The sequence below is a fragment of the Riemerella columbina DSM 16469 genome (assembly GCF_000374405.1).
GTDB classification, from domain to species: Bacteria; Bacteroidota; Bacteroidia; order Flavobacteriales; family Weeksellaceae; genus Riemerella; species Riemerella columbina.
Genome location: NZ_KB894282.1, coordinates 24,284 through 40,249, shown reverse-complemented (window position 1 = coordinate 40,249; position 15,966 = coordinate 24,284). Strand labels below are relative to the sequence as shown.

Annotated in this window: 15 protein-coding genes; 7 read left to right on the top strand and 8 right to left on the bottom strand. The window is 36.2% G+C overall.

The window, feature by feature from the left end; translation table 11 throughout:
• Positions 1 to 5: 5 nt before the first annotated feature.
• From C237_RS0111795 to C237_RS0111775, 5 genes are read right to left on the bottom strand one after another with little or no spacing between them, the layout of a single operon-like run.
• Complete coding sequence (locus tag C237_RS0111795) at positions 6 to 848, bottom strand: prephenate dehydrogenase (RefSeq protein ID WP_018676667.1); 843 nt, start codon at positions 846 to 848, stop codon at positions 6 to 8.
• Positions 849 to 863: 15 nt separating this feature from the next.
• Entirely contained in the window at positions 864 to 1,241 is a 378-nt protein-coding gene (locus C237_RS0111790) for a DUF4258 domain-containing protein (RefSeq protein ID WP_018676666.1), read from the bottom strand.
• Complete coding sequence (locus tag C237_RS0111785; protein WP_018676665.1) at positions 1,241 to 2,431, bottom strand: alanine dehydrogenase; 1,191 nt, start codon at positions 2,429 to 2,431, stop codon at positions 1,241 to 1,243. Before C237_RS0111785 ends, C237_RS0111790 begins: the two co-directional genes overlap by 1 nt.
• Before the next feature lie 46 nt (positions 2,432 to 2,477).
• Positions 2,478 to 2,885: a tRNA (adenosine(37)-N6)-threonylcarbamoyltransferase complex ATPase subunit type 1 TsaE gene (gene tsaE, locus C237_RS0111780; RefSeq protein ID WP_018676664.1), complete on the bottom strand. Its 408-nt coding sequence runs from the start codon at positions 2,883 to 2,885 to the stop codon at positions 2,478 to 2,480.
• A gap of 41 nt (positions 2,886 to 2,926) precedes the next feature.
• Positions 2,927 to 3,964, bottom strand: coding sequence for an NAD(P)/FAD-dependent oxidoreductase (locus tag C237_RS0111775; protein ID WP_018676663.1), 1,038 nt, complete (start codon positions 3,962 to 3,964; stop codon positions 2,927 to 2,929).
• Positions 3,965 to 4,119: 155 nt separating this feature from the next.
• Between C237_RS0111775 and thrS the strand changes: the two genes are divergently transcribed.
• From thrS to rplT, 4 genes are all read left to right on the top strand, one after another.
• On the top strand, positions 4,120 to 6,039 hold the full coding sequence (gene thrS / locus C237_RS0111770; RefSeq protein ID WP_018676662.1) for a threonine--tRNA ligase: 1,920 nt from the start codon (positions 4,120 to 4,122) through the stop codon (positions 6,037 to 6,039).
• A gap of 92 nt (positions 6,040 to 6,131) precedes the next feature.
• Positions 6,132 to 6,629: a translation initiation factor IF-3 gene (gene infC / locus C237_RS0111765; RefSeq protein WP_018676661.1), complete on the top strand. Its 498-nt coding sequence runs from the start codon at positions 6,132 to 6,134 to the stop codon at positions 6,627 to 6,629.
• Between the two features lie 35 nt (positions 6,630 to 6,664).
• Positions 6,665 to 6,862, top strand: coding sequence for a 50S ribosomal protein L35 (rpmI, locus tag C237_RS0111760; RefSeq protein WP_018676660.1), 198 nt, complete (start codon positions 6,665 to 6,667; stop codon positions 6,860 to 6,862).
• 121 nt (positions 6,863 to 6,983) lie between these two features.
• Positions 6,984 to 7,328 carry a 50S ribosomal protein L20 gene (rplT, locus tag C237_RS0111755; protein ID WP_018676659.1) on the top strand — a complete coding sequence of 115 codons (345 nt, stop codon included), beginning with the start codon at positions 6,984 to 6,986 and terminating at the stop codon, positions 7,326 to 7,328.
• A gap of 76 nt (positions 7,329 to 7,404) precedes the next feature.
• Here the strand turns inward: rplT and C237_RS0111750 are convergent, their stop codons facing one another.
• Positions 7,405 to 8,916 (bottom strand): FMN-binding glutamate synthase family protein, encoded by a 1,512-nt coding sequence (locus tag C237_RS0111750; RefSeq protein WP_018676658.1) that lies wholly within the window; start codon positions 8,914 to 8,916, stop codon positions 7,405 to 7,407.
• Positions 8,917 to 9,026: 110 nt separating this feature from the next.
• Here C237_RS0111750 and C237_RS0111745 point away from each other — a divergent pair, with 110 nt between their 5' ends.
• Positions 9,027 to 9,335, top strand: coding sequence for a DUF493 domain-containing protein (locus C237_RS0111745; RefSeq protein WP_018676657.1), 309 nt, complete (start codon positions 9,027 to 9,029; stop codon positions 9,333 to 9,335).
• Positions 9,336 to 9,393: 58 nt separating this feature from the next.
• Here C237_RS0111745 and C237_RS0111740 read toward each other — a convergent pair whose 3' ends face one another.
• Entirely contained in the window at positions 9,394 to 10,683 is a 1,290-nt protein-coding gene (locus C237_RS0111740) for an adenylosuccinate synthase (protein WP_018676656.1), read from the bottom strand.
• A gap of 119 nt (positions 10,684 to 10,802) precedes the next feature.
• Here C237_RS0111740 and C237_RS0111735 point away from each other — a divergent pair, with 119 nt between their 5' ends.
• Both C237_RS0111735 and uvrA read left to right on the top strand, forming a co-directional pair.
• Positions 10,803 to 11,318: a TlpA family protein disulfide reductase gene (locus tag C237_RS0111735; RefSeq protein WP_026315672.1), complete on the top strand. Its 516-nt coding sequence runs from the start codon at positions 10,803 to 10,805 to the stop codon at positions 11,316 to 11,318.
• Positions 11,319 to 11,389: 71 nt separating this feature from the next.
• Complete coding sequence (gene uvrA, locus C237_RS0111730) at positions 11,390 to 14,218, top strand: excinuclease ABC subunit UvrA (protein WP_018676654.1); 2,829 nt, start codon at positions 11,390 to 11,392, stop codon at positions 14,216 to 14,218.
• Between the two features lie 76 nt (positions 14,219 to 14,294).
• Here uvrA and porX read toward each other — a convergent pair whose 3' ends face one another.
• Positions 14,295 to 15,842, bottom strand: coding sequence for a T9SS response regulator signal transducer PorX (gene porX, locus C237_RS0111725; protein ID WP_018676653.1), 1,548 nt, complete (start codon positions 15,840 to 15,842; stop codon positions 14,295 to 14,297).
• Positions 15,843 to 15,966: the final 124 nt, after the last annotated feature.

Genomic DNA, 15,966 nt, shown 5'->3' with positions numbered 1-15,966 from the left:
TTTTTCTATTTTAAAATGCCTTTTATTTTGTTTGCATTTGTTATTAATTCTTCTAAAAAAGTATAATTTTCTTTTTCTAATGCTGATTTAAATTTTCTGAGTTGAGAGATATGCTCATTTAGAACATCCAAAACATTTTCTTTGTTGTGTTTAAAAATCGGTACCCACATTTCGGGATGCGATTTTGCCAATCTTACCGTACTGGAAAATCCAGAACTTGCCAATTGGAAAATTTTATCTTCTTCTTTTTCTTTTTCCAATACAGTATTGGCTAAAGCATAAGAAGTGATGTGCGAGATATGCGAAATGTATGCCGTATGGACATCATGCTCATCAGCAGGCATATCAATTACTTCCATATCCAAATGTTGATAAATCTGTTTAGCCATTTTAAAGGCATCAGGACTCGAATCATTAATGTCGCAGAGGACGGCAACTTTTCCCGTAAAGGCTTCTTTCTGTGCCGACTGAGGTCCGCTATTTTCTGTTCCCCACATAGGATGCGTAGCTACAAACTGCGCTCTTTTGGGATGATACTTTACCATCTCAACAATGCCTTGCTTTGTAGAGCCTGTGTCCATCACCATTTGATGGGGTTTTATTTGGTCTAAAACTTCGGGCAATAATTGCTGCGTGGCATCTACTGGAATTGCTAAAATGATGACATCGGAATTTGCGATTGCCTTGTCCAAAGTAGCAGGTTTATCAATAATGCCCAGTGCCAATGCTTCCTCTAAATGCTGAATATTAGCATCTACACCATAGACCATTTCTACCGCTCTTTTTTGTTTTAATTTGAGCGCCATAGAGCCACCAATAAGTCCTACACCAATTACTGCTAATTTCATGCTTCTGAGTTAGAATTATTTTGGATTAATGGTTTCCAAAGTTTTAAAATAGGCTTTGTCCTCGCATTTTTCAAAGGTTATGCCATAGTGCTTTTGTTGGTCATGATATTCTAACCAATATTCTGGACAAGGTTTTTGCTGTGCCTTACTTTTATCAAAGTCTATATCGCCATTTGGGACTAAGGTATCCTTTACAAATTGCTCTGAAATATGATGTTGGGCTAAAGCAGTTTTAAATGCTTCTGAATATTCAAATTCTTTAGATAAAGTTTCTGTAATGACTCTACTATTAGGTAAATAGCCACTACAACTGACGCCTTTTTGGTTAAGGATAAAAATCATCAGAATACATCCTGGAATTAAACCTATTAAATAAAATTTCAATTTTCTCATTAGTAAGTTAATAAATTGATGTCATGGTAAGGCAAATGAAATCTTTCGCAAACCATTTTCTTCGTAAATTTCCCTTTGTAAGTGTAGAAACAATCCTTCATATTGGTGTTTTTTAGAAGCATCGTTTCTAGACCGCCATCGTGTTCTGCATCCAATAAATAACTAAGGAAAAAGTTACTAATGGCTTTAGTAGTTGTTCTCGGCGTTTTAGAAGTGATATTGGGAATCCCAGAATGCACCACGCCATGTTTGAAGATGACAGGGTCGTTTATCGTAGTAAGTTCTGCTGTTTCTATGGATTTGCCGTAATCTATGGTTAAGTCTATGGCGACGCTACCGGCTTTCATTTTCGTAATCATCTCTTCTGTTACCACAGGTGGAAAATTTCTGCGTTGTAAAGCTCCGATAAGGACATCGGCGCGTCTTAAACTTTTGCCTAATTCTTTAGGGTCGATGATGGAGGTAGACACTCGGTTGTCTATAAAATTGTGCAATCGTCTTAACTTAGCTAAGGAGTTGTCGAATACTTTTACATGAGCACCCAACCCAATGGCAGTTTTAGCGGCAAATTCGCCTAAAATTCCCGCCCCAATAATCACCACTTCCGCAGGACGAACTCCCGTAATCCCCCCTAGCATCAATCCATTGGATTTTGCTAAAAGTTCGGCAGCGTAGAGGATGGAAACATTCCCTGCAATTTCGCCAATTAGTCTAACCAATGCCAATTGTTGGTATTCGTCTTTTACAAATTCAAAAGCAATCGCACTGATTTTTTTGTGGGCTAAGGCTTGGAAATATTCTGCATCTCTTAAATTAACTTGTAAAGCAGAAATAAGAAATGCTCCGTTTTTCAAATAAGGAATTTCGTCTAAGGTAGGCGGGTTAACTTTTAGTACCAATTGCTGTCCTAGTGCTATTTTAGCGTCGTTGGTAATGGTGGCACCTGCTTCGGAATATTGCAAATCGGTAAAGAAGCAACCTTCCCCCGCTCCAGTTTCCATAATGACCTGATGTCCATTTTGAGTGAGTACCTGCACTGCATCGGGTGTTAGGCATAGCCTTTTTTCATTAAGACAAGTTTCTTTTGGAATACCAATAAACAATTGTTGGTTTTTCTTTACCACTTCCAAACGCTCCTCTTTTGGGAGTAAATCTTCTTCTTTAAAAGGGGTGTAAACGGTACTACTCATATTATTCTAGCGCTAAATATGGAGCAAATATAAGAAAAGATAGGCATCATTTGAATATGATATGCCTTTTTCCTTCGATATTTTCTATTTTCATCTCATGATAAGGGATATCGTAGAGTTCCTCTTCGTAGAGTTCTGGCCATTCTATAATGGATAATACACCGCTATCAAGATACTCTTCAATACCAATATCAAAGGCTTCTTCAATGGCATTCATACGGTACAAATCGAAATGATAGACTTTGCCTTTTGGTGTATCGTATTCATTAACAATAGAGTAGGTGGGCGAAGAAACTTCATCATTGGAACCTAATTGTTTTAATAAAACTTTGGTAAACGAAGTTTTTCCTGCACCAAGGTTACCTTTTAATAATAATATGGAATGTTGGATATTGGGTATCAATTCTTTGGCAACGGTTTCCCAGTCCTCTATATGTTTAATTGTAAATTCCATGTTTTAATCTTAAAATCGATTGCAAAGATAGCAGTTTTTAGTTACGAATTAAATCGTTTCCAATTCACTTCCTCTGGCAAATTACCATTATGCTCAATGTGATGATAAAGAATCTTGGCGAAATAATTACCATTTAAAATTCCTCTAGCGCCCAGACCATTAAAGATATAGAGGTTATCCCATTCCGAATGGTTGCCCAGCATTGGGCGTCTATCCTTTACGGTGGGTCTAAAGCCATATTGCGTATCTACGATATCATAATCATTAGGATAAATGGTTTCTACACCTTCTTTAAGTTGTGCTACGGCTTTATCGTCAATGCGCTCTTCTGTGCTAAAACGGTCGTAAGTGCCTCCATAATAATATTGCCCATGTGCCAGTGGAAACAAGAAATGTTTCTTTTTGATGATACCTTTAAAGTCAATATCTTTTGAGAGTGTTACTTTAATATGGTGTCCTTTGTTGGGTTGAATATCAATATTTTTAAAATAAGGATTATTTAAAATACCCATCCCTTCTGCAAATACAATGCGGCTATAATTGAGATTTTGATAAGTCTGCGTTTGTGGATTTAGTTGGTTATAATCGAATTTTTCGTTTACCAAATGATGATGTTTTTTTAAATAGTCCAAGAAAGTGCTAAAAAATGCATCTACATCTAACCTAGAAGAATGCCAAACTTCCCCCGTTCCAAAAGGATTAAGTATATTCTCAATTGATTTAAATTCAGGGTTGAGGAAGGGTTGTAATTCTTCTTTTTCTGCTCTTTTTTTTAGCCAAAGTTGTTTTTCGGTTTCATCGTGGAATACACGCTGTATAGAATCTTTTATTAGAAAATCTTTTCCGAGATAAGTGGTCATTTCGGATAGGGTAGTGTGCAGATTTTGGATTTGTGCCATGGCGTTCCAGAAGGTAGTGAATTTTTTTAATACAACAGGATTAATGATGCCCGCAGATACTTGCGAAGCCCCTTTTTTACCTTCGGAATAGAGTTTGAAAGTTTTGTTATGTTTAATGAGTTGATGGGCGAAAAATAACGCAGCATAGCCATCGCCCACGATGATGTAATCCGTTTTCATAAATCAGCACCTATTAATTTGTAAGCACAAAGATACCATCTTTTTAGTTTTTAATCGTTATCAGTAATAAAGAGATTTTTAAGGAGAACATTCGGTTGGGGGATCAGTTTTTAAATTACCATAATTTTCGTATTTTTGCGTTTTAAAATTTTAATATGATAAAAATCACTCTTCCAGATGGAAGCATCAAGGAATTTGAAGGGGCTGTAACGCCTTATGAGGTTGCAAAATCAATCAGCGACGGTCTAGCAAGAAATACAATTTCTGCTATGGTGAATGATAAGCAAGTGGAAATTACCACACCGATTACGCAAGATGCCACCGTTCAGTTACTGACATGGAATGATGATTTGGGTAAAAAAGCCTTTTGGCATTCCTCTGCCCATTTGTTGGCACAAGCCATTTTAGCGTATTACCCAGATGCTAAACTCACGATTGGTCCAGCGATTGAAAATGGATTCTATTATGATGTAGATTTCGGTGATGAAACTCTTTCCGAAAAAGACTTTGAAAAGATAGAAAAAAAAATGTTGGAGAATGCAAAGAAAAACTCCACCTTTAGTCTTTACCCTGTTTCCAAAGCTGATGCACTAAAACAATATGCAGATAACCCTTATAAGACAGAATTAATTCAAAATCTTAACGATGGTGAAATTACCTTCTGTACCCATGATGACTTTACCGACCTTTGTAGAGGAGGACATATTCCATCTACGGGAATTGTAAAAGCCGTTAAGGTATTAAATGCTGCAGGAGCTTACTGGAGAGGCGATGAGAAAAACCCTCAATTGACGAGAGTTTATGGGATTTCATTTCCAAAACAAAAATATTTAACCGAATATTTAGAAAGACTAGAAGAAGCCAAACGTCGCGACCATAGAAAGCTAGGTAAAGAGTTAGGATTATTTACTTTTTCTGAAAAAGTAGGTGCTGGATTACCCCTATGGTTACCAAAAGGAACAGCACTTAGAAAAAAATTAGAAAATTTCCTTTCCGATGCTCAGAAAAAAGGCGGATACGAATTTGTAATGACGCCACATATCGGAAATATAGAGCTCTATAAAACTTCTGGTCACTATGAAAAATACGGGGCGGATAGTTTCCAATCCATCAAAACTCCACACGAAGGCGAAGAGTTTTTATTAAAACCAATGAACTGCCCACACCATTGTGAAATTTATAAATCGCACCAATGGTCATATAGAGATTTACCGAAACGCTATGCAGAGTTTGGTACCGTATACCGCTATGAACAAAGTGGTGAGCTACACGGATTAACCAGAGTGCGAGGCTTTACTCAAGATGATGCCCACTTATTCTGTACACCAGACCAATTATTAGGTGAGTTTGAAAAAGTGATTGATTTGGTCTTATATGTCTTTAAATCTTTAGGGTTTGAGGATTTTGTGGCGCAGGTTTCTTTAAGAGATAAAGACAATAGAGAAAAATACATCGGTAGCGAAGAAAACTGGGAAAAGGCAGAGAGTGCGATTATTACCGCGGCTAAAAATAAAGGGCTTAACACCATAGTAGAATATGGGGAAGCGGCTTTTTATGGTCCGAAACTAGACTTCATGGTGAAAGATGCATTGGGTAGAAGTTGGCAGTTGGGAACTATTCAAGTAGATTATAATTTACCAGAACGCTTCGACCTTACTTATACAGGCAGTGATAATGAGAAACATAGACCGATTATGATTCACCGTGCACCATTCGGTTCTATGGAACGATTTATTGCTATTCTAATTGAAAATACGGCGGGAGATTTTCCACTTTGGCTAAGTCCAGAGCAATATATTTTATTGCCAATTAGTGAGAAACATACAAATTATGCGAAAAAAGTTTCACAATTGTTGGAAAATAACGATATTTGCGGTTTAGTAGATGAAAGAAATGAAAAAACGGGTAAAAAAATCCGTGATGCAGAACTTAATAAGATACCATTTATGCTCATCGTTGGTGAAAATGAAGAAGGAAATGGTACAGTTTCTGTAAGAAAAAGAGGTGAAGGCGATTTAGGTGAAATGTCTATTGAGGCTTTTGTGGAACTTTTCAAAAAAGAAGCTACTATTTAAAAAATAAAGTTTAACTTAAAAAATATACAGTCATAGCTATTAGAAGAAAAAACAACAGGAATGCACCGCGTCGTCAGCAGGAAGACGCGCATATGATTAATGATAAAATCCGTGCAAAAGAGCTCCGTTTAGTAGGTGAGAATGTAGAACAAGGCGTTTACCCATTGTCAAAAGCTAAAGAAATGGCTGCTGAACAAGAACTTGATTTGGTGGTGATTTCTGATAAAGCCGAACCTTATGTAGCGCGTATAATGGACTATAAAAAATTCTTATACGAGCAAAAGAAAAAACAAAAGGAACTAAAGGCTAAGCAAGTAAAAGTGGTAGTAAAAGAGATTCGTTTTGGTCCTCAGACAGATGAGCACGATTACGAGTTTAAGAAGAAACATGCTGAAAAATTCTTGGAAGAAGGTTGTAAGCTAAAGACTTATGTATTTTTCAAAGGGCGTTCTATCGTATTTAAAGATCAAGGCGAGATTTTATTGCTTAAGTTAGCTCAAGATTTAGAGCATGTAGGTAAAGTAGATCAATTACCAAAACTTGAGGGTAAAAGAATGATCATGATGATGAGTCCTAAAAAAACAAAATAAAGAATATTGATAACAAAAACATAAAAAGCAGAAAAATGCCAAAATTAAAAACGAAATCAGGAGCTAAGAAGCGTTTTGCTCTTACCGGAACAGGTAAAATCAAAAGAAAAAATGCTTACAAAAGCCACATCTTAACTAAAAAAGAAACGAAGCAAAAGAGAAATCTTACGCAAACGTCTTATGTAGCTAATGTGGATGAAAAAAGTGTTTATAAGCAATTAGCGATTAAGTAGTTTTTATAAATCAATATCGGTTTATAAGAATTAAAAAAAATTCAACAAACAAGTTTAACCCTGAAACGGTGCCCCTAAGAGAACATCATGTTCCGCCCTTTTCAAAAAAACAATTATAATTATGCCAAGATCAGTAAACGCTGTGGCGTCTCGTGCGCGCAGAAAAAAAGTAATGAAGCAAGCTAAAGGTTTTTTCGGAAGAAGAAAAAATGTTTGGACTGTAGCTAAAAACGCCGTGGAAAAAGCAATGCAATATGCTTACCGCGGTAGAAAAGAGAAAAAGAGAAATTTCAGAAGTCTTTGGATTACGCGTATTAACGCAGGATGCAGAGAGCATGGAATGTCTTACTCTCAATTTATGGGAGCTCTTAAAAAGAACAACATCGAACTAAACAGAAAGGTTCTTGCAGACTTAGCAATGAATCACCCTGAAGCGTTCAAAGCTGTTGTAGATCAAGTAAAATAAATGTATAATTTTTTTGTTATCAATATCAAAAGGCTGTCATTTCTGACAGCCTTTTTTAGTCTAGTGTTCTGTACGATTAATTTTTCATACTTACATTGGTTAATACATCTGGGAAATATAAATCCGAAAGATGCTCAAATTCGTCCCCACGCATAAACATAGAGGCGTCTACTTCGTCGTAAGATTCTCTACCCGCGGCTGCGATTAGCTCATTACAAGTATGCAAAGTATTTTTGTGGAAATAATACACACGCTCACTCTTATCGGTAACATCTAAGCCTTTAATTAGCATTTTATCTTGAGTAGCCACTCCCGTAGGACAAGCGTTGGTATTACATCTTAAAGCTTGGATGCAACCTAACGAGAACATAAAGCCACGCGCATTATTACACAAATCTGCTCCCATGGCTATGGCTCTAAGAATATCCAAAGCCGTTAAAACCTTACCACTGGCAATGATTTTAATTTGCTCTCTAATTCCGAAATTTTTAAGTGTATTATTAACGAATATCAAGGCAGGCTCTAATGGCATTCCTACACCATCTGAAAACTCTGGAGGTGCTGCGCCAGTCCCCCCTTCGGCACCGTCTATAGTGATAAAATCAGGATAGATATCCAAGGCTTTCATTTGTGTACAAATCTCTTCAAATTCTCTAGTTTCCCCAATACATAGTTTAAAACCAACAGGTTTACCACCACTTAAATCTCTTAATTGTTTAATGAAACGCAGTAGTCCAGCGGCATCTGAAAATGCAGTGTGTCCTTGCGGTGAAAGCACCGTAATTCCAGGTTTTACATGTCGGATGGCTGCAATTTCTGGTGTGTTTTTTACTGCAGGAAGCACACCACCATGTCCAGGTTTAGCCCCTTGGGACAGTTTAAGTTCTACCATTTTTACATTAGGTAGAGTCGCATATTTTTTATATAATTCTGGATTGAAATTTCCTTCTTCATCTCTACAGCCAAAATAGCCCGTTCCAATCTGCCAACATAAATCGCCACCTTCCAAATGGTAAGGTGAAATACCACCTTCCCCAGTATTATGAAAAAAATTACCTCTTTTAGCCCCTCTATTTAGAGAAATCTGAGCTCTATCGCTTAACGCTCCAAAACTCATCGCTGAAATATTTAATAATGAGGCGTTATAAGGTTGCTTACAGTCTTTACCACCCACTGTTACTCTTGGCAATTCTTCTTTCGGAGGTTTAGCATAAATAGAATGTTTAATGCCTTCGTATTTTCTATTATTGATTTCCAACTGTGTTCCAAAGGCGACGGTATCGCTAATGTTTTTAGCTCTTCTGTAGGCGGCAGACCTTTGGTTTCTAGGGAAAGGTTTACCATCGGTCTCTCTTTCAATAAAGTATTGTTGCATTTCTGGTGAAATACTCTCAAAAAAGTATCTGAAATAGCCTAAAACTGGAAAGTTTCTAAGGATGGCATGTTTCGTTTGATAGGTATTGTAAATGCCTACGGCATAGATAATCGTTAAAAGCGTACCCAGCCAGTAATAGGATTTTAGCCAATAGGCAACACCCCATACTAAAACTAATACAGCCAATCCCCAAAAGATGAATTGTCTTCTCATTTTCTAATATTTTATATTTTTTCGTTAACTACAAAAGTAATACTATTTTAGGACAAGAAACAAATGTTTTTAGTATCTTTGCTTTAAAGTTTTAAAATAATGCTAAGATTATGCCAGAAATTATAGGAGGTTCTACCGAAAAGAATCCAGAGGAATTTTATAAATCTCTAAAAGAAAATTTAACTAAAACTCATAATTTTCCAGAAGACTATTTGTTTAAATTTATCATTCCGAACGATAGCGCAAAATTGACCGATATCTATCGTGTGTTTGATGATGCCAAAGCCACAGTTTCTACTAAAGAAAGTAAAAATGGAAAATATATCTCAGTAAGTATTCAGGTCTTTGTTTTAGATGCAGACCACGTGATAAGGCTTTATAAAGAAGTCGCTAAGATAGATGGGGTAATCATGTTATAATCATTAAAAAAATCCTCGCAGAAATTTCTGCGAGGATTTTTTATTCAATTTGTACTCTTTAAAATAACTCTTTTCTGATGATATTTTGGGTTCGCTCTGGGCCTACAGATACCAAATAAACATTGATTCCTAAATAATCTTCTATAAACTTAATGTATTTCTGTGCATTGGCAGGAAGTTCATCATAACTACGGACTTTGGTAATGTCTTCTTCCCAACCTGATAAATTTTCGTAGATAGGCTCATATTTATACAATTTGGTGGTTGAAGAGGTAAAGTAATCGATGATTTTTCCATCTTCGGTTTTGTATTTTGTAGCGACTTTTAATTGTTCTATTCCTGTTAGGACATCTAATTTTGTTATCACTAAATTATTAATACCATTAATCATGCACGCGTGTTTTAGAGATACTAAATCCAACCAGCCTGTGCGTCTTGGGCGTCCAGTAGTTGCGCCAAATTCATGCCCCACTTTTCTAATATGTTCGCCTAAATCATCGTTGAGCTCCGTTGGGAAAGGGCCATTACCCACCCTAGTGGTATAGGCTTTGGCAACCCCAATAAGATTTTCTAATGCCGTAGGTGGCACACCTGCCCCCGTACAAACCCCACCAGTAGATGGTGAAGAGGAAGTAACATACGGATAAGTTCCAAAATCAATATCCAACATAAGCGCTTGAGCGCCTTCAAATAAAATATTTTTACCTTCTTTTATAGCTTCGTTAAGTTCTAATTCGGTATCTACAATGCGGTCTTTCAATCGCTCGCCAATGGCTAAAAACTCATTATAAATTTCATCAAAATCTAAAGTTGGTTTATTGAAATATTTTTCAAATAATGAATTTTTTACTTTAAGATTATTTTTAATTTTTTCAGCTAAAATATCAGGATTGAGTAAGTCAATCATACGGATACCCACACGGGCAATTTTGTCTTCGTAGCAAGGGCCGATTCCTTTTTTAGTGGTGCCAATCTGCTTTTCGCCCACCAATTCTTCTTCTCTGTAAGTGTCTAATAAAATATGGTAAGGCATAATGACATGGGCTCTTCGGCTGATGAAAATATGGTCAGTTTTAAGTCCTTTGGCTTCAATTTGTTCCACTTCGGAGATAAAGGCTTTAGGGTCTACAACCACGCCGTTGGCAATCATACACTTGCCCTTAGATTGCAACACTCCAGAAGGGAGCAGGTGGAGTACAAATTTATCTTCGCCTACATATACGGTATGTCCAGCATTATTACCCCCTTGAAAACGAACAACATAATCTGATTTTGCGGATAGCACATCGGTAATTTTTCCTTTACCTTCATCCCCATATTGGAGACCTACAACAATATAAGTTGACATATATTTTACTTTTATTAGAATTTATTGCTACAAAAATAACCGAAATTTATGGTATATACAAAGCGAATTGGTGTTATTTTTGTAAAGAAAATTTGTATTATTGTAAAATGAAATTATTTATGAAATCAATTATCAGTACCATAGCATTATTAGCGGCTTTATATGTTAATGCTCAAGAAGCACCGAAAGTGCTAAAAACAGAATTTTCTAAAGAAGCTTTAGCCCAAAAACTCACCACTTTAAATGGAAAAACCACTACGGTAAAAGAGGTTTTAAAACAACATAAAGGTAAAGTGGTGGTGCTAGATTTATGGGCAAGTTGGTGTAGAGACTGTATTAAGGCAATGCCTAAAGTGCATGAATTGGAACATAATAATCCTAAAGTAGATTTTATTTTGTTTTCCTTAGACCGCTCAAACGAAGCTTGGAAAAAAGGGATTGAAAAGTATCATCTATCGGATAAGGAGCACTATTGGTTTTCGGAAGGTTGGAAAAATGATTTTAATAATTATATCGACCTTAATTGGATTCCGCGTTATTTGGTGATTAATCAAAAATCGGGAATTGCCAAGTATTATGCTATATCTCCAGAAGACCCAGATATTCAAAAAACGATAGATGGATTGATAAAGTAGAGATTATACCAATGGTAGATTTTACTCTGCTGTTGGTTTTTTTATTCATATTTCCTCACTAAATTTGTAGAATGGACGAAACTAAGGAATTCATAGAAATTTATGGTGCCCGAGAGCATAACTTAAAAAATATAGATGTTAAAATCCCTCGAAATGAACTGGTAGTGATTACAGGCTTGTCTGGAAGTGGCAAATCTTCTTTGGCATTTGATACGATTTTTGCTGAAGGTCAGCGCCGCTATATTGAAACATTTTCGGCGTATGCAAGACAGTTTTTGGGAGGTCTAGAGCGTCCAGATGTGGATAAAATAGAAGGGCTTTCGCCTGTGATTGCGATAGAACAAAAAACCACGAATAAAAATCCGCGCTCAACCGTTGGTACAGTAACAGAACTTTACGATTTTCTTAGACTATTATTTGCGAGAGTGTCAGATGCGTATTCATTAGAATCGGGGCAGCAATTACAAAGTTATACAGAGGAGCAAATTTTAGAGGCTATTCGCACTCAGTATAAAGGCGAAAAAGTCCTATTATTGGCACCGCTTATTCGTTCAAGAAAAGGGCATTATCATGAATTATTTGTACAGTTAGCAAAGAAAGGCTATTCTCAAGCTAGAATTGATGGTGAACTTCAAGATATAGAATACGATTTAAAATTAGACCGATACAAAACCCACGATATAGAAGTAGTGGTAGACCGATGGATTATTGGTGAAAACGCTACCGAAAGTAGAATGGAAAAATCGCTATCTACCGCTTTACAAATGGGCGATGGTGTGGTGATGATTCAGAAATTTGGGAGTGATGATTTCCAGTATTTTTCTAAAAATCTGATGGATGCTTCTACGGGAACGGCGCTACCATTGCCAGAACCTAATACTTTTTCCTTTAATTCCCCGAAAGGGAGTTGCCCTACTTGCAAGGGCTTAGGCACCATCAAGAAAATTAATTTAGATTATTTGGTAGAAGATGAACATCTTTCCATACAGAGAGGAGCACTGAAGCCTTTAGAGGTTTTAAAGAGTAGCAAGTGGTTGGTGAGTCAAATTAAAGTTATTTTAGAAATTTATGGGTTGGACTTAAGAACGCCTTATAAAGACATTCCAAAAGAGGCTTTAGATTATATCTACAACGGCTGTCATAAAGAATTTACCAAAGACCTAAAACATGCAGGAATTTCTAAAAAAACAAAAATTAATTTTGATGGACTTATCCAATATTTAGAGCGTTTGGTAGAGGAGCGAGATAGCTATGATGCGGTACTTATAGAACGCCAGTTTACCACGGAAGAAGTGTGTCCAGATTGCCAAGGTACTCGTTTGAAGCCAGAGAGTTTAGCGTTTAAAATTGATGGTAAAAACATTGCGGATATCAATGCAATGAGTCTTTTAGATTTAAAGGATTGGTTAGTTAGTGTGAAAAATGTCTTTAGCCCTAAAAACAAAATCATTGCTCAAGAGATTTTAAAAGAAATTGAAACGCGGTTACAGTTTTTATTAGATGTAGGATTAGAATATTTAAGCCTAAACCGAAGTAGTAAAACACTATCTGGCGGGGAGTCTCAACGGATTAGATTGGCGACACAAATTGGGTCTCAGTTGGTGAATGTTCTATATATTTTGGACGAACCTTCTATCGGACTACATCAAAGAGATAACGAAAGGTTAATTAACTCCCTTAAAAACCTGCGAGATTTAGGCAATTCTGTATTGGTAGTGGAGCACGACAAAGATATGATTTTAGAGGCTGATGAAGTCTTAGATATTGGTCCTAAAGCAGGGAGGTTTGGGGGTAAAGTACTTTGGCAAGGCGCTCCTAAAGATTTAATAAAAGCGGATACCATTACAGCAGACTATCTTACGAGCAAAAGAAAAATCGAAATTCCTAGCGAAAGAAGGGCAGGGAGTGGGAAGGAAATTGTGCTGAAAGGCGCAACGGGGAATAATCTGAAAAATGTAACGCTTAAAATTCCTTTAGGAAAATTAGTTGTAGTCACGGGGATTTCTGGGAGTGGTAAATCATCATTGATTAATGGGACGCTTTATCCTATCCTCAACCGACATTTCTATCGTTCGGTTCAGGAGCCATTACCTTATAAGAGTATTAAAGGCATAGAGCATATTGATAAGATTGTAGATGTAGACCAATCGCCGATTGGAAGAACGCCTCGCTCTAACCCAGCGACTTATACGGGCGTATTCTCGGATATTAGGAATTTATTCGCTAATTTGCCAGAAAGTAAAATTAGAGGCTATAAGCCAGGACGGTTTTCATTTAATGTAAAAGGGGGACGCTGTGAGACTTGCCAAGGGGCAGGGCTAAAAGTCATAGAAATGAACTTTTTACCCGATGTGTATGTGCATTGTGAAACTTGTCATGGGAAGCGCTTTAATAGAGAAACTTTGGAGGTTAGGTATAAAGGGAAATCTATTGCAGATGTTTTGGAAATGACCATAGATGAAGCCGTAGCGTTTTTCCAACCTATTCCTAAAATTTTTAATAAAGTTAAAACCTTGCAAGAAGTGGGTTTGGGCTATATTACTTTAGGACAGCAATCTACAACTTTGTCAGGAGGCGAGGCGCAGCGTGTAAAGTTGGCAACGGAATTGTCCAAAAAGCAGACGGGAAATACTCTTTACATTTTAGATGAACCAACCACGGGCTTGCATTTTGAAGATGTTAAAATTCTGATGGATGTGATTCAAAAATTAGTAGATTTGGGTAATTCATTTATCATTATAGAACATAATATGGATGTGATAAAGCTGGCAGACCATATTATAGATGTAGGACCCGAAGGTGGAAAAAATGGTGGAAAAATTGTAGCGGAAGGAACGCCAGAAGAGATTATTAAAAATAAAAAATCTATCACGGGGATGTTTCTAAAAAAAGAAATGTAACATCTTATAATTAAGTTATAAAAAAGACTGCTCAAAATTTTGAGCAGCCTTTTATTTTTATGGTATAATTATAAAATTACTTTTTCGGCTCTAATAAACAAAATGGTATAATACATTCTTCTAACGAAATTCCACCGTGTTGATAAGTGTCTTTATAATAATTAACGAAATGGTTGTAATTTTTAGGGTAGGCTAAAAAGGTATTGTTTTTAGCAAAAATATATTTACTACTTAGGTTTCCTTTGGGTAAAAATAACTTTTCAGGTTGTGTAATTGCCCAAACCTCTTTGTCGTCGTAGGTAAGGCTTTTTCCTGTTTTGTATCGGATATTGGTAGAGGTTTCTCTATCGCCTACCACTCTGCTTGGTTTTTTTACATAGATGGTGCCATGGTCGGTGGTTAGTGCGAGTTTAAAGCCACTTTCTGCTGCCGCTTTTATAATCTTCATTAGAGTAGAGTTTTCAAACCAGTTATAAGTTAATGAACGGAAGGTTTTATCATCTCTAATGAGTTGGTTTACGATGTTATTATCCGTTTTGGCGTGTGAAAGAATATCGATGAAATTATAAACGATAACTACAAAATCTTTGTTCTGATGTTGTTTAAAATCTTCCAAAACCTTTTGCTCATAGTCTGAGTTTAGGATTTTGATGTATTTCATCGTTTTAGCAGATAGTCCTAATCGCTTCATTTGGTCTTTTAGGAAATCTTGCTCATACTCATTTTTATTTCCTTCTTCGTTGTCGTTTAGCCATTCGTTAGGGAATCGCTTTTCAATTTCCGAAGGCATTAGCCCTGCGAAAAAAGCATTTCTAGCATATTGCGTGGCGGTAGGCAAAATACTATAATATGGGACTTCTTCGGTTTTGGTATAGAACTTTAGGAACAAGGGTTCTATCATTTTCCATTGGTCGTAGCGCAAGTTATCTATCATCAATAATAAGACCTTATCTTGCTCTAATTCTGGCTTTACTTTTTCCTTAAAAAGCGTATGGCTCATCAATGGTTTTTCATTGGTATTGAGCCAAGATTCGTAGTTTCTTTCTATAAATTTAGCAAATTGAATGTTGGCTTCTTCTTTTTGAGATTGCAATAAGTCAGCAAATTCATTATCGAAAACTTTATCAAATTTAATTTCCCAGCCTAAGATTTTATCATAATAATTTGCCCAGTCTTCGTAGGTTCTAAGGTCGCTGAGCTCCATACTCAGATTTCTAAATTCTTGCTGATATTCCACTTTAGTTTTTTGCTCTACCAAATCTTCACTTTGTAGATTTTTCTTTAAGGATAATAGTACCTGATTAGGATTGATTGGTTTTAGTAAATAATCCGCGATTTGTGAGCCAATAGCTTGTTCCATGATATGTTCTTCTTCACTCTTGGTTACCATAACTATTTTCATGGCATTATCTTTTTGCTTGAGTAGTGGAATAGCGTCTAATCCAGAGATACCGGGCATATTCTCGTCCAGAAGAACCAGAGCAAAGCGTTCATTGTCTAGTAATTCTAAAGCTTCATTTACATTGTTGATGGGGATTACATTATACCCTTTATTTTCTAGGAATACGATGTGTGGTTTTAGTAAATCCACTTCATCATCTATCCATAATATATTTTTTGACATTTTAAATTCTTTTTTAATGATGATTCAAATATACAGCCAAAAATTAAATCTCTGAGCCAAAATATCTTTAATAAAAGTTAAAGTTCAGTTAAAATAAATATGAGAAAAGATTAAGGCAATTTTG

Excerpts from the sequence above, each read along its gene's own strand:
- C237_RS0111795 (WP_018676667.1), bottom strand. The coding sequence starts at position 848 with ATGAAATTAGCAGTAATTGGTGTAGGACTTATTGGTGGCTCTATGGCG.
- C237_RS0111790 (WP_018676666.1), bottom strand. The coding sequence starts at position 1,241 with ATGAGAAAATTGAAATTTTATTTAATAGGTTTAATTCCAGGATGTATT.
- C237_RS0111785 (WP_018676665.1), bottom strand. The coding sequence starts at position 2,431 with ATGAGTAGTACCGTTTACACCCCTTTTAAAGAAGAAGATTTACTCCCA.
- tsaE (WP_018676664.1), bottom strand. The coding sequence starts at position 2,885 with ATGGAATTTACAATTAAACATATAGAGGACTGGGAAACCGTTGCCAAA.
- C237_RS0111775 (WP_018676663.1), bottom strand. The coding sequence starts at position 3,964 with ATGAAAACGGATTACATCATCGTGGGCGATGGCTATGCTGCGTTATTT.
- thrS (WP_018676662.1), top strand. The coding sequence starts at position 4,120 with ATGATAAAAATCACTCTTCCAGATGGAAGCATCAAGGAATTTGAAGGG.
- infC (WP_018676661.1), top strand. The coding sequence starts at position 6,132 with ATGATTAATGATAAAATCCGTGCAAAAGAGCTCCGTTTAGTAGGTGAG.
- rpmI (WP_018676660.1), top strand. The coding sequence starts at position 6,665 with ATGCCAAAATTAAAAACGAAATCAGGAGCTAAGAAGCGTTTTGCTCTT.
- rplT (WP_018676659.1), top strand. The coding sequence starts at position 6,984 with ATGCCAAGATCAGTAAACGCTGTGGCGTCTCGTGCGCGCAGAAAAAAA.
- C237_RS0111750 (WP_018676658.1), bottom strand. The coding sequence starts at position 8,916 with ATGAGAAGACAATTCATCTTTTGGGGATTGGCTGTATTAGTTTTAGTA.
- C237_RS0111745 (WP_018676657.1), top strand. The coding sequence starts at position 9,027 with ATGCCAGAAATTATAGGAGGTTCTACCGAAAAGAATCCAGAGGAATTT.
- C237_RS0111740 (WP_018676656.1), bottom strand. The coding sequence starts at position 10,683 with ATGTCAACTTATATTGTTGTAGGTCTCCAATATGGGGATGAAGGTAAA.
- C237_RS0111735 (WP_026315672.1), top strand. The coding sequence starts at position 10,803 with ATGAAATCAATTATCAGTACCATAGCATTATTAGCGGCTTTATATGTT.
- uvrA (WP_018676654.1), top strand. The coding sequence starts at position 11,390 with ATGGACGAAACTAAGGAATTCATAGAAATTTATGGTGCCCGAGAGCAT.
- porX (WP_018676653.1), bottom strand. The coding sequence starts at position 15,842 with ATGTCAAAAAATATATTATGGATAGATGATGAAGTGGATTTACTAAAA.